We start from the raw sequence: 15,961 nt of genomic DNA on the forward strand, positions 1-15,961 counted from the left end.
TTAATTTCGCAATCATCTCTATGCACCCACCCCAACAAAAATTTGATGTATCACCAAGAGTAATAAAAGGTAAAAACACAAATTAAAAATACTAGGTAATGCAATCCAGCCTTGTGCAATCCACTTGTTGGTTAAAATACTTAATCCACGGAAACATATATATGCCAAGAGGGCTTGAACGAGCAAAGAAGGCACGTAAATGCCATAAACATTAAACTCACCCATTTGCTGTGGCTCCTCTAAAGGTACTGTTTTCATTCATTTGATCTGATGAAACATGACACATGCTATAAGCAATATTGTTAAGTGAAATGAGTAATCTTTGTCGCATAGTCATATCGTCAACATTTGAAGCAAGCTGTTTTAGTTCAAATAAAGCTCGATGGATTTTTTCCACTAAAGCTACAGTATTGTCTGCATCATTTTCTTTAGCTCTAAATAGTTCATCCAGATTCTGTTGCAGATTTCCGATGTGATGAGCCAGTTCTGAATTTTGAGGGAACTGATTCGCCAGTTCTTGTAATCTACTTAAATCGACAATACTGCTCGACTCAATCAGTGCTTGATGAATTGAAGTTTTAATCTCGCCAGATTGCACCATTTTGCTGTTTAGAATCCCAATTCGGTCTAGCATGCTGCGTAAGTGAACTTTAAAATCAAGACCATATGGCAAATAAATCGCCTGTCTCATTGCACGATAATGCAAGGCCAAAATACGGCTGGCACTCGTGTCTGGAGACATTGCACGAACAACGTCAATGACAACTAAAGACACTAAGACACCCAAGATCATGGCAAAAGAACCATCAAGATAAGATACTGCATCCATGCTATAAGCATTGTGCAGGTTTAGGCCCATCATGGTATTAATACCCAAAACCATACCCACTGGCATAAGCATCTGGTTAGCCATCATAGAAACTGCAAACAGGAACATAGGTAATAAAACCAGTCCAAGCTCCCAGAATGTGGTGACATGAGGGAAAATACCAAATGCGTAAACGAAGACTAAAACTGCTGAAGCGATACTGCCCCAGATAAAAATACGCAAAACTGGAACGGGATTATCTAAGGCCGTTAAAATACAGGCAGTTACTGCGCCCATTTGCGCCATCATAAATCCAGCTTTCCACCCCGAAATAATCCAGACCCCAGTCACAATAAATGTAATAAGGACTGCACTAATACCACCTCGTATAGCCACACCATGGTCACGGTGTAAACTCGGATATTTGGTGGTCATTGGCGTAATGTTGTCAGGAATTTCTTTATTACCTTGCTGAATTCTTTGCCACAAGACTTTAACCGCTAAAACATTGCTAATGAAATGGCGCACATCCATTTTCATGGCTGCGACCAAAACTTGCTGATGGGTAGAAGCCGATTCCATCAAACTTGCAAAATCACTTTCAAACTCATCAGGTAACTGCAAAATATTTTCATCAACAATTAGATCTTTTTGCTCCAGAAAATGTACAACATGTGCTGAGAGCTGTTGCAGTTTTTCTGCATGAGTCTCGATAAACCGAAGCTCTTGAAGCTGCTTAATACGCTCAGATAAAGCGACCAGATTAGCAACCACCATTGAGATTTGATGAAGCATTTCCTGCAAAGGTTTGGTCATGCCATGCAACTCACCCTTTTCATAACTCAAATGTACTGCCAAAGCATGAATATCGGTGGTGTCGCGAGTAATGGTCGCTAAAAGTTGAGTATTATTCTGCTGCGGATCAGCAGTTAATAAATTGGCAAACAGATTTTCTGTATCTTTAAGCGTTTTGATAACGCGTTGCTTAATCGCAGAACCAATGTGCATCGGCAGAATGGTCGCAGAAACCACAGCGCTTGAAATCACTCCAATCGAAATCTCTATGACCCGAGCTAAAGCAATATCAAAAATATTGTATTGATCAATATAGGTAATCGCATTGAAGACAATCATGGCTGTCGAATAACCCGCCAGCATAAAAGCATAACTGCGTGGAGTCCGGTCAAGTAAAGACACATAAAGCGCAAAACCCACCCACAACGACAACACCACGGTAAATAACCAAGGTGTATTAATTAGATGTGGCGTTAGCGTTAAGGCAATCACAGCCCCACCAATCGTCCCTACCACACGGTAGACACACTTAGAGGACACCATTCCCGAATAGGGATTGGCAATAATCAAGACCGTACCAATCGACCACATCGGATTAATCAGATCTAATTCAAATGAAACAAATAACGCCAGCATTCCGGCAATAAATGTTTTTGTTGCAAAGATCAGATCAAGCCTACTCGGGCGAAACGCCAGTATTTGCTTTAATAACATGAACTCATCTCAAATACAGATTTGAACTGATGAGCATGCCCTTCAATGTTAAATTGCCTTTCTAGAGACAACAAAACTGTGCCATTTGCCTAAAAGCAAATGAGATGAGGAGCATCCTTCAATACAATGATTTTTCCACATCCTGCCTGATTGGCCCAGATGATTTCAATTTGGACATTATTTAAACGGCCAAACTTTGGAAAGAAGAGGCATCAAGAAATTCGCCTAGAATCGACCAATTTCTCGATTAGATATTTTGTTTGGCAATTTTTTCAAAATAAAGCAATTTAGTCAACTAAAATATCTCTATTTGATAATTTGATATATTTTTTGATAATCGTATATGATGTATAAGCCAAGAGAAGTTTTCTCTTTGTCAGAGTAAAATACTCAAATCAGGCATTTATTTTAGAATTGAGACAAATTTTCTTTTTTTCTGTTATAAGAACTCAAACATGACTCTTTGTTAAAGGATACGAACAAGACGCTATGGCAATTTCAAGTTTTGGCAAAATTTTAACCGTACTGGACCTATTTTCAGTTTCGCGTCCAATAATTAATGTCGATATTATTTGCGAAGAACTTGGCTTGTCTAAACCAACCAGTTACCGTTATCTGAAAGAACTGGTGTCTACTGATCTATTAAAACGCATTAATGGAACGTCTGGCGATTATACCTTAGGCTCAAAAATTGCAGTTCTTGACTATATTTCTCGAACTACTGATCCGTTAGTTCAAATCAGCACACCATTTATGAGAAATATTGTAGAGCGTACCGAACTGTGCTGCTTGCTCACCTATTTAAATGATGACTATTGCATTGACATTCATCATGAAATATTCAAAGACACCGAATTACTCTCATATGGCCGAGGCTGCCCAAGACCTATTTACGTGGGGTCATCTCCCAAAACGATGGTTTCGCATTTAAGTAAACAACGGATGCAAGACTACTATCATCGTTACCAGCAAGAATTAAAACAATCAGGTTTTGCTGAAGATGAACCAAGCTTTATTCAGCGTATGCGTAAAATTAAAAAACAAGGGTTCTATTTCTCACAAGGTGAGATTGACCCGAATGTTTCTGGCCTTGCCGTTCCCGTTCGTTTTTCGAACAAAGAAGTACCTTTAGCTTTAACTTTAGTTGCTTCTAAAAATCGTTTTGATTTTTTAAATGTTGAAAAGCTCACCGAAATTTTGCAAGAAAATGCAGCACTTATTGAACAACGTTTTATGGAGTTATCTGAAAAAGGTGAAATTTAAAACCCGACTTTATGATAATTTAACCTTTTCTTACATTTTAATGCATTGAATAGATCACAATATTCTCATATTATGATTTTAGCTCTTATTGATGATTCTTTTCATCAGCAGCTCATCAATAGAAGCATCCCCCTCAGAGGAATAAGCTCATGTTGCCATCATGGGCTTTTTTCTTGCCGAATTTTTAATGAAAGTCATGAAAACTGAAACTGCCTGAAAGTAAGATTAATACGCGGCTGTAAAATCTTTGTTGAGCGATTTAAACGATGTTGCCAATGTTGTTGCGTTTCGCCACGCATCACGATGAGTTGGCCTGGCTGTAGCCACAATTCAACTTTCTCTTTACTTTGAATGTGTCTAAAAGAAAATTTACGAGTAGCTCCAAAACTTAAAGATGCAATCGTTGTGGTTTTTGCTAAAGAAACATCCGAATCACTATGCCAAGCCATCCCTTGTGTTCCATCTTCATAAAGGTTTGCCAAGCAGGAGTTAAATTTTTCTGAAAGCCGCTGTTCTACCAATTGTTTTAGTTTGGCAAGCGCTCGATCCCAAGGCAAAGAATCACGAATGACACCCGAATATTTATATTGATAATAATTATCTCCATACCATGCCACTTTTCGGGGGGTGATAAAGTGCTTGCCATACAACTTAGCCTCGTCATGTTTCCACGCGAGATGTTGGTAAAGATAGTGAAAATATTGTTCAGCTTCTTCTGGGCTTAAAATACAACCATAGTCCTGAACTTCACCATCATAAGGTAATAAATTTTCACAAGGCTCTGGAGCAAATAAATCCAAGGTCATGCGGTCTCTCCATGTTGCTTTGACATCTCCCAAGCTAACAATGCCAATTTACGCCCCTTTTGCCAATGATATTCTCCGACCATGCCTGTTGCACGAATCACCCGATGGCAAGGAATTAAATATGCAATCGGATTTTGTCCAATCGCTGTAGCAACGGCTCTAACGGCTTTAGGTTTGCCAATCTGTTCGGCAATATCTTGATAGGTCCGCAATTGCCCTTCTGGAATGGTCAGTAGCGCTTCCCAGACTTGCAATTGAAATGGAGTTCCAGCCAAGTTAAGCGGAAGTTTCTGCTGTAAGTGTTCTGAGAAATCTTGTTCAAACCACTGCGCAATTTGTTGATGCCAAATCGGCGCCTGATTTTTTAATTGGGCTTTAGGGAACTGCTGTTTAATTATTTCTTCGATATTCTCACGAGTATCGATAAAGCGAACAGAACATATTCCCTTTTCGCTGCTTATAATCAACAACTCACCAAATGGGCTTGCCTCAATCGAATAATTAAGAATAACCCCTTCACCTTGCTGTTTATATTCACCAGGCGTCATGCCTTCAAGTTGAATAAACAGATCATGTAAACGACCAGTACCAGACAAACCCGTGTTTAAAGCAGTGTCTAATAAGCTGCGTTGCTGCATTAGATAGTATTTAGCCTGCTGCAAACTCATATATTGAACGAATTTTTTCGGGCTAATACCCACCCATTCTTGAAACTGGCGTTGAATATAACCTGAACTTAAATTCATATGGCTCGCAACATCGTCCAGACTGGGTTGCTGGTCTAGATGTTCATATAAATATTCAATCACAGTGGCAATTACAGCAAATTGCCGAGAAGAAAGCATTTGCATGTGTCACCTCCTTAGCACTTATATCTTACATTAAAGTAGCTAAAGCTCGGTGACGACCCGATTCTTGCACTATCCGAAAATAAAAAAGCCTTTCATTATAGAAAGGCTTAATCATTCAATCTGGAATTAAGGTTGCTTTAAATAAGGCCAAGCAGCTCTTAGGTAAATAAACATTGACCATAAAGTAAGAATCACAGCGGTATATAACAAGGCATATGCCAGCATTTCTAAAGGCTGCCAATTAAGTAAAAACACACTGATGGCAATCATCTGAAAAGCTGTTTTATATTTGCCTACTGTCGATACAGCCACACTCGTTCTTGCGCCAAGCTCTGCCATCCACTCACGTAAAGCAGAAACTGTAATCTCTCTTGAAATAATGACAATTGCAGCAAAAGCCATTGATATGGTGGGATTCCACTGCACCAAAACAATCAGTGCTGCTGCCACCATAAGCTTATCTGCAACTGGATCTAAAAAACGGCCAAATGCTGAAGTCTGGTTTAAAGTTCGTGCCAAATAGCCATCAAACCAATCGGTAATAGCAGCAAACACAAAAATTGCAGTCAGGATAATATGACGACTCATACTTCCTTCTTGCTCACCAATACCCATTGCAGGCGGCCAATACGCAATCACCAAAAATACAGGAATAAGCGCGATACGCGCCAAAGTTAGGATATTTGGGATATTCAGGATTCGCCCTGTGGTCATAAACACCGCCAATTTAGTCTTCAAGCATCTTGTAACAGACAAAAATACATTCTTCAATATTGTATCTATCTGTAACAGCCACTTTATACGAAATATATGAATCGAGGAAGTAGACTGCTTAGGTAAATACCGTAACAGTTTGCCGTAAAATTGCAATTAAATGATCATTTTGATCCCATAAATGCGCATATTCTGTGGAATAACCTTCACCAGCATATTCAGTTACCACTTTATATTTAAACCAGTCACATAGTTGATGCTGGATCGGATGCACATAGGTGATGTGCCAAGTTAAAGAACTTGCAGGAGCAACTTGTTTAAACATCGGCAATACACCAGGTGGCCAAATATCCATCAGAACAATTAAATCTGGCAAAGTCATTTGACGATTTTCATGCTTCTCTGGGGAAAATCTTGACCATCCTCCAAAGTCAGCATACTGACTTCCTGTAACAAGATAATGACCTTCTGCCCAGCATACATCAAAATGTTGATAGCATTCTGGCATTTGTCTAGCAAAAGGAAGAGGTTGTAAGTCTTCTGGTGGTGCATAAACTGGAACCATAGGTTCTTGTCGTACTTCAATATTCGAAGTGCGAGGCACACCAAAGCTTGCAACCAAAATAGTTTGTACAGCACCATCTTGCCATAAACGGGTTTCAAGCGTAGTGACCGACTTTCCTTCCCTTAAAATTTCAATAGTCAATTGGGCAGGTCCCTGCTGTACAGGGCCAACAAAAGTAATACTACAACTTAATAATCTTTTATTTGGGTCGTGAATATTTGAACATGCTTTTTGCATCAATAACCCTGCAACAAAACCACCAAAAACCGTGCGGCCTTGTAACCATCCTTCAGGTATTTCAATCCATTCCTTTTCTTTTATCTCTTCAAATATTCGCAGCAATGACATTCCTTTCCCTAAAACGAAAGTGTTATTAGGAATATATCTTTCATCATTTTGATTGGAATGTGAATGGTCAATCATTTAGTAATTAGCGAATTATTTTGTCACTCACATTATTCGCATGATTATTCATGGAGAATTTTATAAATTGTTCTGGCCATCATCTCACCAAAACCAGGCACAAGTGTGAGCTCTTTTTCCGACGCTTTTAAAACACCTTGGATCCCACCAAAATGAGTCAATAAATCTCGACGGCGTTTCGGTCCCAACCCTGGAATTGCTTCTAAAACTGATGTACTACGACGTTTATCACGTTTAGCTCGGTGTTTAGTAATTGCGAAGCGATGGGCTTCATCACGCACCTGTTGAATCAAGTGCAATGCTTTATTGTCTTCTGGTAATTGAATTTTCGTGCCATCAGTAAAATGTAGGGTTTCAAGCCCGGGTTTACGGCCTTCACCTTTAGATACACCCACCATAAAAGCATCGAGCCCAAGCTCTTGCATGACTTCCATCGCCATGTGAAGTTGACCTTTACCGCCATCAATCAACAACAGATCCGGCAATATGGCTTTTTTATAACGTCGTGTTAAAGCTTGGCGCATGGCAGCATAATCATCGCCACCAGTAATATCTTGAATGGCAAATTGGCGGTAATCACGCTTACGAGCACCACCTTGGTCAAACACCACACATGATGCAATTGGAGCTTCACCCATGGTGTGACTAATATCAAAGCATTCAATACGATCGACTGGTCTTCCAATCACTTGTTCTAACTGATGAAAACGTTCATTGAGTTCTAAATGATTACTCAACTGCCCCTTAATGGCATGTTGAACATTCATTTCAGCAAGCTCTAGCCACTCCGCACGAGTTTCTCGCACACTACTCTTAATTTGGACCTTCTTACCAAACTGCTGTGCCAATGCTTCTTCTAACTCTTTACGGTCAGGTAAAGCAATATTCACAATGAGTTCATTTGGAACTTCATCTGCAACCTGAAAGTAAAAGTTAGCCATAAAGTCACTGAGCATCTGGCCAAGATCATCACCAAGCATGTCTGGGAAATAACTTTTACCTCCCAACATTCGCCCATTTCGTACATACATAATTTGTACGCATGTCACGCCAGCCTGATATGCAATTGCCAGAATATCCGCCTCACCTTTAACCTTAAAAACAGCCTGTTGTGCTTGTACGTCACGAAGCAAAGACAATCGGTCGCGGTAAAAAACAGCTTTTTCAAATTCAAGTTCAGCCGCTGCTTGCTCCATTTTGGCAATGAGCTCTTGATTTAACTCTTTGGTGTCGCCTTGTAAAAAGCGAATACTGTTATTAACGTCTTCTTTATAATCTTCGGGTGAAATCAGACCTACACAAGGTGCAGAGCAACGCTTGATCTGATATTGCAAACATGGGCGTTTGCGCTGTGAGAAGTAGCTATTTTCACACTGACGCACATTAAAAAGTTTTTGCAAAACCAGTAAAGTATCGCGAGCGCTATAGGCGCTTGGATAAGGTCCAAAGAACTTACCAATTTGATGCTTCCCTTTGCCACGACCGCTCGCAAGTCGAGGATAGGGCTTATCTGACGAAACAAAAATATAGACATATGACTTATCGTCCCGCAGCATGATGTTATAAGGCGGACGATGTTGTTTAATTAGGTTTTGTTCTAAAAGTAATGCTTCGGTTTCTGAACGAGTCACCAAAGTTTCAATATTATAAATTCGTGCAACCAAAGCCTGAGTTTTAGGATGCTCAATCGTTTTAACAAAGTAACTCGATACCCGATTTTTTAGGTTTTTTGCTTTGCCGACATATAACAATTCGCCCTCTTTCCCTAGCATTTTATAAACGCCTGGAAGTTGGGTCATGTGGGCTAAAATTTTTTCAATGTGGGGACGAGCGTTTTGATTCACTATTGGCAGACATGGCTTAATACTGAATAGCTAATGTGATGTTTTAACCACTACTTTTCAAGTGCTTTACTGTGCCAGAAGCCAAATTTGAAAAGAGATTTTGATAGGCCCCGACTGACTATGTCGTACTATTTTAAGAATCGAGACGATAGTAGCTATATTTCACATCTTTTTCTTTATAGACCGCATAGGTTTTTTGGCGAAAATCCGAGAACCAGCCATTGCCTGTATATCCCGCAATATGACCATATGTGTGGCCACTTGTCCGCTCAATAATATAGATATCACCTTCTTGGGGACGGTTAAAAGCAGGTTTAATTTTCTTATAGCCATTCTTCTCAAGCGTATGCCCCCAGTCTGAAGCTGCTACTGGGTGCTTAGACACATCCGCTCCTGCTGCTTGTAAAGCAATACGAATATTTTTGGCACATTTCTCTTTACTATGCTGTGCCGACATGCTTTCAAGCTTACTTGAGAACTTGTGCAAATTAATATTTTGATCTTCAGATTGCTGTCTTTTAGCATCAGATTTTTTATGTTTTTCAGACGTCGGAACTGCTTGTCTTAACATCACTTTCATTTTTAAATCATCCTGAGAGCTTTCTTCTTTTCTCTCTGCGATATGATGAACATGTGCATGAACTGCGTGATGAGCATGAGCCATTTTAAAACCTACTTGCGCTAACCAGTCTTCGAAAAAAACGCGTCATTGTAGAATCAAAATTGCTTATTGGTTTTTAATAGTTGTAACAAATTGCCAGCACTGTGAAATGAGTCACAAAATATATTAAGTACTGTACAGCATAAAAAACGCCCTTTCGGGCGTAATAAAACTATTCATTTATCTATAATTACTGGGTTAAAGATTCACCTTTCCAAGTCTTAATCATAGCATCCGCAGCATTTTCACTAACAAAGTCACAATATTTACCGGCATAAGGTGGAACATATTCGTCAACACCAGATTGATGATGATATTGTCCGGAATATTCGGTATCGTTTATTGTAAATTTCATCGCTAATAATGTTTCACCACGTGACCAGTTAATACCTTGCCATGTTCCCATTGCAGGCGCAGTACGATTTGATTCAGTATACAAAGGTGCAGTAGGATCACTAGAGAACTCAATATAATCTTTGTTGCTGTAGGTTTTATTAATCATCCAACAGGTTGAACCCTTAGGAAAATTAGCTACATTTTGCTGTAATAATGCATTGTAATAATCTTCAAAAAAGCCTTGCTGACTAAGTGGCAATGATTCATAAATCCACTGGCCTAAATATTTAGTCACTGGTTGACCTGAAATATCAATTTTAACTAAATCTTGATTTAAAAATAAATTATCACCTTTCACTAAGTTGGCTGGCTGATAGTTTAAAGCTGTATCAGAAAACTGGACTTGAGAACCTAACAAATACCATGTGCCATCAGTTGTTTTAATCTGATCTAAGCTCACTCCCTGATCAGTGAAATAATGCTGACTAAGTTCATAACCTAATGGATGATTATCAGGATAGCTTATATAAATCTTATTATCCTGAATCTTATAATTTTTCTTCTCAAGCATTGGATTCCCAGCAATCTGACTCGCAGAAAAACCAACCAAAGTCTGCGCTGGTGTTACTGACGTATCCTGTTCCTGATTATCAGATTCATTACATGCCGAAAGTCCAAATGCACATAAACATGAAAGTATTAACTTTTTCATTATGTTCCTAAATTATTAATATAATGTAATCTTTATTATCAATAATTTGCTCTTTTTGGCAATGTAAAAATTAAATAATTCAGATGAGAGGTACTATAGTTTTATTAAGAATTATTCTATAAAACTTAATATTAGACTAACTAAAAATCATCTAGTTGGATAAGATGACTCACTATTATCATCTTTTCCCCTAAATCATTTCATAGTCATTTTTCTTTTAGAAAAGAGAACTAAAATTTTCATGCTAAATTAATCTAAAAACCTTCAATATTAAAACTTAATCATTAACATCACGAACCTTTATAAAAGTTTTGTGGTAATTAGACTAGCAGGTTAAATTCCATTGAAATATTCCATGTCCTTACAAGAAATGATATCAAATATTGAACATATTTCTGATGAGCACACCATCTATGCTGAACAACCTTGGGATATTACATCCAAAGCAATTGCTCTATCAAACGATGAAAAGATGGAGGTTATTATCAAGGATAAGTGCTACAGCTATTTTCTTGAAGTATTTATTATCAAAGAGTTAATAGAAGACTTAGATGACTCTTTAAATAATCAAAACCTTGTATTTAAGATCATTCAATACGCAATAAATGATGCATGATGAATATCATTGTTAAAAACAAACTAATCCTGCAATAAATGATTTTTTATAGTTTTTTTTAGAAGCTAGATTAATCCTCATAGAGTTAGCTTTAAAAACCCAAATAAAAGCAGTTTTCTAGTAAGATATAACGTGAACTAGAAATTATTATTTAAAAACAAAAAACGCCCTTTCGGGCGCTTTAATTAAAATACATATGGTCGAACAAAAATCAGGAAGAAAATCCCAAGCATCAAGAACCATTTTAAGAAGTAATACAACTTACGATTTTTAGCTTTTAAAGCTTTAGCTTTAATACGAATTTGGTAAACATAACCAAAAGCTTTATTTAAACCGCCTGTTTGGTCACCTGTTTCATTCGGTGAGCTTGCCGCGGTCATCACACTACGACCGAACCAATGGTTAAAACGTTCCATCCATTTCACTTTCATTGGACGTTCAACATCTGCAAAGAAAATGATACGGTTTTGATCTGTCTTATTTTCAGCATAGTGAATATAAGTTTCATCAAACACTACACTTTGGCCATCACGCCAAGAGTATCGTTCACCATCGACATCAATAAAACAACGGTCATCATTTGGTGTAATTAAACCCAAGTGATAACGTAATGAACCAGCATATGGGTCACGGTGTCTTACCAAACGGCTATCAGGTGCAAGCTCAGTAAACATTGCGGCTTTAATCGTCGGCAATGTTTTAAGAAGAGCTGTGGTTTTTGGACAAAGCTCAGCAGCAGATGGATGACTTGATTCGTACCATTTTAAATAAAAACGTTTCCAACCTGTTTTAAAGAACGAGTTAAAACCTAAATCGTTATAAGTACTCGATGCTTTAATCCCACCTTGATCATATAAAGCTTTCGCTTCGTCACGAATCATTTCCCAATTTTCATCCAACACTTTTAAATCTTTAAAATGCTGGGTGTCGATATAAGGTTGATTCGGCACCTTTGAAAAGATGTACATTAAAAAGTTAATCGGTGCGAGCAAGGTTGAATGGTCAAAAAATTGACGATAAAACGAATGCTTTACTTTCCCACGATGCTGAATATACAACGCTGAAATGATAAAAATCGCTAATATGATCCACTTAATCATATAGTTACTCGCATTTAAGCACCTTTAAAGATACTTTGAAGAAATTTGAAATTGGCAGGAATAATAACAAACTCTAGAAGAAAATTCAGACATAGATCGGCAAGTATTATTTTTAATAAATAGAAATCTCAAAAATATTCATTCTTGAGATTTCTTAAACTCAGCTTTTAAATTAGTTTTGATATGCTTGCCAATTTAATGCAGTCAGAGAATCAAGTGCTTTTGCAGCGGTTTCATTATAGACATAACAACCAGATTTCAATTGTGCAATTTTTAATTGAGCAAGACGAATGTTTTTAGGATCATCGGTATTTTTTAAGAATATTTCCCAATGCTTAATCTCTTGATCAGCGGTCCAACCAATGTTACTCGTGTAATCTGCTGCATATGTCTTACCTTGATATTGCACCGCAACACCAGCACCCACAGCAAAACCTAAACTAGTATCATAAATCGTTGTCCATGGAACATTTTGCCATGTACCCTTAACTGCCTTATAAGTAAAACCAAATGGAGTCGTTTGATTCAAATAATTAAGATATGGGCCATTTTCAGCATCAAAATCCTCAAAACTTTGATTAATTTCGTAATTTTGATCAACATTAAAAGCAAATGTCTCTAGATTAGATTTTTTTGAAACTAAACGATAACAACTACTTCCTTCAGGAAATTTACTCTGCCCATAAGTATTAAGAAATAAACGTCCCTTAGCTGTACTTTTATCGATAACTGGAAAACCTACTGCTCGATACCCTGGTAAAACAGTATCAAACATATTCTTATTAGAAAGGTCAACTCGTTGAAATTTCCAATCTTCTTTAACATCTCCAATGATGTCTAATCTCCAATCTGTCATTGAATTAAAATTCATGACATTGATTGCTTTATCAATAGGGAAATAGAGTTTTTTCTCTGTTAACAAATACTCACCTAAAGCTTGATTAGAGGATCCATCCGTTGATTTTTTATTAAATATTTCAAAATAAGCATTATTTAGCTCATCTGTTTGTTCATTTAGATTATCTATTTGATCAGGGTTGTAATCCATAAAATAATAACGGGTACCATTCGCAATAGAATCTTGTGAAGTACCACTTTGATTGTTATTCGCTGAATTATCATCACTAGAACCACCACCTCCACATGCACTCAACATAAAAGGAAGGATGGCCAAAAACATAAATTTATTTTTTAACATAATACATACTTTATTGAACATTTTTATAACACAAAGTTTATCCAAAGATAAAAAAATAGACAATACTTTCTGTCTAATAATTCACAAAGAACCTTATTTTTTATTACCAGTTCAAAAATTAAAGTAATCAACGATCTGCTACATTCTCTTACTTTCCTTGAATTCCTGTCTATTAAGCAGTTCTTTAAATAAAAATATATTTTTCATATATATAGTTTAAGAAGGTTGTTAAAAAAAATTTGATGACCCTTGCGTCACGGCTTGATACAACTTGTCAGGTTTTTTTTAGATATAGTTATCGTAAGATTAGCGAAGCATAAATGTGTACCAAAGCTGTGCACACGCTTCATAACATCAATTTAGAAGTCCTCCAAAACCAAGGAGATCAGGCATGATCCACGCTGGCAATGCCATTACCGTCCAAATGCTTTCGGACGGAATTGCAGAATTCCGCTTTGACTTACAAGGTGAGTCGGTCAATAAATTTAACCGTGCAACAATTGAAGATTTCCAAGCTGCTATTGCTGCGGTAAAAGCAAATAATGATATTAAAGGCTTAGTTGTTACCTCTGGCAAATCAACATTTATTGTTGGGGCAGACATTACCGAGTTTGGTGAAAACTTCGCTCAAGGTGAAAAAGCGATTGTTGACTGGCTTATGCCTGTTCACGAAATCTTCAATAGCTTTGAAGATTTAGACATTCCAAAAGTTGTTGCTATTAACGGTATGGCGTTAGGTGGCGGTTTTGAAATGTGCTTAGTGTGTGACTATCGTGTGATGTCAGAAGCTGCACAAGTGGGCTTACCAGAAATTAAACTTGGTATTTACCCAGGTTTTGGCGGTAGCGTACGTTTAAGCCGTGTTATCGGTATCGACAACGCGGTTGAATGGATGGCGATGGCTGCTCCGAAAAAACCGGCTGCTGCACTAAAAGATGGTGCTGTAGATGCGGTTGTAGCTGCTGATAAATTACTTGATGCTGCAACTGATTTAGTTAAGCAAGCAATTTCTGGTCGTTTGAACTGGAAAGCAAAACGTCAAGAAAAACTTGATGCTGTGAAATTGAACCCACTTGAGCAAATGATGGCTTTCAACACAGCAAAAGGTGCAGTACTTGCTAAAGCGAATCCGGCTCAATACCCTGCTCCAAAACTATTACTTGATTCATTACAAGCAGGTGCAAGCCTTGCACGTGACGAAGCATTAAAAGCTGAAGCTGAAGGTTTTGCTAAAGCAGCGATTACTCCACAAGCTGGTGCATTGATTGGTTTATTCCTCAATGACCAAATTGTTAAGAAAACTGCTAAGAAATATGAAAAAGGTGCTCACCCTGTAAACCAAGCAGCTGTACTTGGTGCTGGTATCATGGGTGGTGGTATTGCTTACCAAGCGGCAAGCAAAGGCACACCAATTATCATGAAAGATATTGGTAACCCACAACTTGCACTAGGTATGTCAGAAGCGAATAGCTTGTTAACTAAACAAGTTGAACGTAAGAAAATGAAACCTGCGCAAATGGGTGAAACCCTTGCACGTATCCGTCCTACTTTAAGCTACGATGAGTTTAAAGAAGTCGACATCGTGATCGAAGCGGTTACAGAAAATCCAAAAGTTAAAGAAATCGTTCTTGCTGACACTGAAAAGCATGTTCGTGAAAACACGATTATTGCGTCTAACACGTCTACAATTTCAATTACGCGTTTAGCGAAAGCTTTACAACGTCCTGAAAACTTCGTAGGTATGCACTTCTTCAACCCAGTTCACATGATGCCATTGGTAGAAGTGATTCGTGGTGAAAAGACTTCTGAAGAAGCAATTGCAACAACTGTTGTTCTCGCTCAAAAAATGGGTAAAACACCAATCGTTGTAAACGACTGCCCAGGGTTCTTGGTTAACCGCGTATTGTTCCCTTACTTTGGTGCGTTTGACCTTCTTGTAAAAGACGGCGCAGACTTCCAGCAAGTTGACAATGTAATGTCTAAGTTTGGTTGGCCAATGGGTCCTGCTTACCTCATCGACGTTGTAGGTATCGACACAGGTGTACATGGTGCAGAAGTAATGGCTGAAGGTTTCCCTGACCGTATGAAGCCAGACTACAAAGGTTCAATCCAAGCAATGTACGAAGCTAAACGTCTTGGTCAAAAGAATGACGTTGGTTTCTATAAATACGAACTCGACAAGAAAGGCAAGAAAGCAAAAACTGTTGATCCAACAGCGTATGAAATCATTGCTCCTTTCGTAACGGGTGAAAAACGCGAGTTTGATAACCAAGAAATCATTGACCGCATGATGCTTGCTTTCTGTAACGAAACAGTTCGTTGCTTAGAAGACAACATCGTTGCAACTGCAGCTGAAGCTGATATGGCAATGATTATGGGTGTAGGTTTCCCTCCATTCCGTGGTGGTCCATGTCGTTATATCGACCAAACAGGTGTTGCTGAATACGTTGCGCTTTGCAACAAATATGCACACTTAGGTAAGGCTTATGAAGCGCCACAAATGTTGCGTGACATGGCTGCTAACAACAAAAAATTCTACGGTTAAGGAGCAACGT

The 15,961-nt window shown here is 38.1% G+C and carries 14 protein-coding genes and 1 pseudogene; 3 read left to right on the forward strand and 12 right to left on the reverse strand.

Annotation, left to right across the window (positions count from 1 at the left end; translation table 11 throughout):
• Window positions 1-18 precede the first annotated feature (18 nt).
• The 3 genes and pseudogenes from MKL38_RS09485 to MKL38_RS09495 all read right to left on the reverse strand — a co-directional run bounded on the left by MKL38_RS09485 (window position 19) and on the right by MKL38_RS09495 (window position 2,439).
• Window positions 19-225 carry a DUF1656 domain-containing protein gene (locus MKL38_RS09485; RefSeq protein ID WP_198496436.1) on the reverse strand — a complete coding sequence of 69 codons (207 nt, stop codon included), beginning with the start codon at window positions 223-225 and terminating at the stop codon, window positions 19-21.
• A complete protein-coding gene (locus MKL38_RS09490) occupies window positions 218-2,317 on the reverse strand; it encodes an FUSC family protein (RefSeq protein ID WP_270903128.1) in 2,100 nt (699 codons plus the stop codon). Before MKL38_RS09490 ends, MKL38_RS09485 begins: the two co-directional genes overlap by 8 nt.
• Window positions 2,308-2,439, reverse strand: a pseudogene (locus MKL38_RS09495) (hypothetical protein). Before MKL38_RS09495 ends, MKL38_RS09490 begins: the two are co-directional and overlap by 10 nt.
• Before the next feature lie 367 nt (window positions 2,440-2,806).
• Here MKL38_RS09495 and MKL38_RS09500 point away from each other — a divergent pair.
• Window positions 2,807-3,580 carry an IclR family transcriptional regulator gene (locus tag MKL38_RS09500; protein WP_003654555.1) on the forward strand — a complete coding sequence of 258 codons (774 nt, stop codon included), beginning with the start codon at window positions 2,807-2,809 and terminating at the stop codon, window positions 3,578-3,580.
• 194 nt (window positions 3,581-3,774) lie between these two features.
• On the opposite strand, the gene MKL38_RS09505 is transcribed toward MKL38_RS09500, so the two are convergent.
• From MKL38_RS09505 to MKL38_RS09540, 7 genes are all read right to left on the reverse strand, one after another.
• Window positions 3,775-4,386: an alpha-ketoglutarate-dependent dioxygenase AlkB family protein gene (locus tag MKL38_RS09505; protein ID WP_003654553.1), complete on the reverse strand. Its 612-nt coding sequence runs from the start codon at window positions 4,384-4,386 to the stop codon at window positions 3,775-3,777.
• Window positions 4,383-5,237, reverse strand: coding sequence for a methylated-DNA--[protein]-cysteine S-methyltransferase (locus tag MKL38_RS09510; RefSeq protein WP_333724266.1), 855 nt, complete (start codon window positions 5,235-5,237; stop codon window positions 4,383-4,385). Before MKL38_RS09510 ends, MKL38_RS09505 begins: the two co-directional genes overlap by 4 nt.
• Window positions 5,238-5,363: 126 nt before the next feature.
• Entirely contained in the window at window positions 5,364-5,951 is a 588-nt protein-coding gene (gene pgsA, locus MKL38_RS09520) for a CDP-diacylglycerol--glycerol-3-phosphate 3-phosphatidyltransferase (protein WP_004640822.1), read from the reverse strand.
• A gap of 118 nt (window positions 5,952-6,069) precedes the next feature.
• Window positions 6,070-6,864: a thioesterase family protein gene (locus tag MKL38_RS09525; RefSeq protein ID WP_270903129.1), complete on the reverse strand. Its 795-nt coding sequence runs from the start codon at window positions 6,862-6,864 to the stop codon at window positions 6,070-6,072.
• 119 nt (window positions 6,865-6,983) lie between these two features.
• A complete protein-coding gene (gene uvrC / locus MKL38_RS09530) occupies window positions 6,984-8,783 on the reverse strand; it encodes an excinuclease ABC subunit UvrC (RefSeq protein ID WP_270903130.1) in 1,800 nt (599 codons plus the stop codon).
• A gap of 133 nt (window positions 8,784-8,916) precedes the next feature.
• Entirely contained in the window at window positions 8,917-9,447 is a 531-nt protein-coding gene (locus MKL38_RS09535) for a CHAP domain-containing protein (protein WP_270903131.1), read from the reverse strand.
• A gap of 187 nt (window positions 9,448-9,634) precedes the next feature.
• Window positions 9,635-10,492: a hypothetical protein gene (locus tag MKL38_RS09540; RefSeq protein ID WP_270903132.1), complete on the reverse strand. Its 858-nt coding sequence runs from the start codon at window positions 10,490-10,492 to the stop codon at window positions 9,635-9,637.
• Window positions 10,493-10,847: 355 nt separating this feature from the next.
• Here MKL38_RS09540 and MKL38_RS09545 point away from each other — a divergent pair, with 355 nt between their 5' ends.
• A complete protein-coding gene (locus tag MKL38_RS09545) occupies window positions 10,848-11,108 on the forward strand; it encodes a hypothetical protein (protein WP_270903133.1) in 261 nt (86 codons plus the stop codon).
• Between the two features lie 185 nt (window positions 11,109-11,293).
• On the opposite strand, the gene lpxO is transcribed toward MKL38_RS09545, so the two are convergent.
• Both lpxO and MKL38_RS09555 read right to left on the reverse strand, forming a co-directional pair.
• Entirely contained in the window at window positions 11,294-12,208 is a 915-nt protein-coding gene (gene lpxO, locus MKL38_RS09550; protein WP_092710062.1) for a lipid A hydroxylase LpxO, read from the reverse strand.
• Window positions 12,209-12,380: 172 nt separating this feature from the next.
• Window positions 12,381-13,406, reverse strand: a complete 1,026-nt coding sequence (locus tag MKL38_RS09555) for a hypothetical protein (RefSeq protein WP_270903134.1) — start codon at window positions 13,404-13,406, stop codon at window positions 12,381-12,383.
• A gap of 391 nt (window positions 13,407-13,797) precedes the next feature.
• On the opposite strand from MKL38_RS09555, the gene fadB reads away from it, so the two are divergent.
• Window positions 13,798-15,951 (forward strand): fatty acid oxidation complex subunit alpha FadB, encoded by a 2,154-nt coding sequence (gene fadB / locus MKL38_RS09560; protein WP_270903135.1) that lies wholly within the window; start codon window positions 13,798-13,800, stop codon window positions 15,949-15,951.
• Window positions 15,952-15,961 lie beyond the last annotated feature (10 nt).

This window comes from Acinetobacter sp. AOR14_HL, assembly GCF_027855175.1.
GTDB lineage: Bacteria > Pseudomonadota > Gammaproteobacteria > Pseudomonadales > Moraxellaceae > Acinetobacter > Acinetobacter calcoaceticus.

Coding starts and splice junctions, on each gene's coding strand:
- MKL38_RS09485 (WP_198496436.1), bottom strand. CDS start 225: ATGGGTGAGTTTAATGTTTATGGCATTTACGTGCCTTCTTTGCTCGTT.
- MKL38_RS09490 (WP_270903128.1), bottom strand. CDS start 2,317: ATGTTATTAAAGCAAATACTGGCGTTTCGCCCGAGTAGGCTTGATCTG.
- MKL38_RS09500 (WP_003654555.1), top strand. CDS start 2,807: ATGGCAATTTCAAGTTTTGGCAAAATTTTAACCGTACTGGACCTATTT.
- MKL38_RS09505 (WP_003654553.1), bottom strand. CDS start 4,386: ATGACCTTGGATTTATTTGCTCCAGAGCCTTGTGAAAATTTATTACCT.
- MKL38_RS09510 (WP_333724266.1), bottom strand. CDS start 5,237: ATGCAAATGCTTTCTTCTCGGCAATTTGCTGTAATTGCCACTGTGATT.
- pgsA (WP_004640822.1), bottom strand. CDS start 5,951: ATGACCACAGGGCGAATCCTGAATATCCCAAATATCCTAACTTTGGCG.
- MKL38_RS09525 (WP_270903129.1), bottom strand. CDS start 6,864: ATGTCATTGCTGCGAATATTTGAAGAGATAAAAGAAAAGGAATGGATT.
- MKL38_RS09535 (WP_270903131.1), bottom strand. CDS start 9,447: ATGGCTCATGCTCATCACGCAGTTCATGCACATGTTCATCATATCGCA.
- MKL38_RS09540 (WP_270903132.1), bottom strand. CDS start 10,492: ATGAAAAAGTTAATACTTTCATGTTTATGTGCATTTGGACTTTCGGCA.
- MKL38_RS09545 (WP_270903133.1), top strand. CDS start 10,848: ATGTCCTTACAAGAAATGATATCAAATATTGAACATATTTCTGATGAG.
- lpxO (WP_092710062.1), bottom strand. CDS start 12,208: ATGATTAAGTGGATCATATTAGCGATTTTTATCATTTCAGCGTTGTAT.
- MKL38_RS09555 (WP_270903134.1), bottom strand. CDS start 13,406: ATGTTAAAAAATAAATTTATGTTTTTGGCCATCCTTCCTTTTATGTTG.
- fadB (WP_270903135.1), top strand. CDS start 13,798: ATGATCCACGCTGGCAATGCCATTACCGTCCAAATGCTTTCGGACGGA.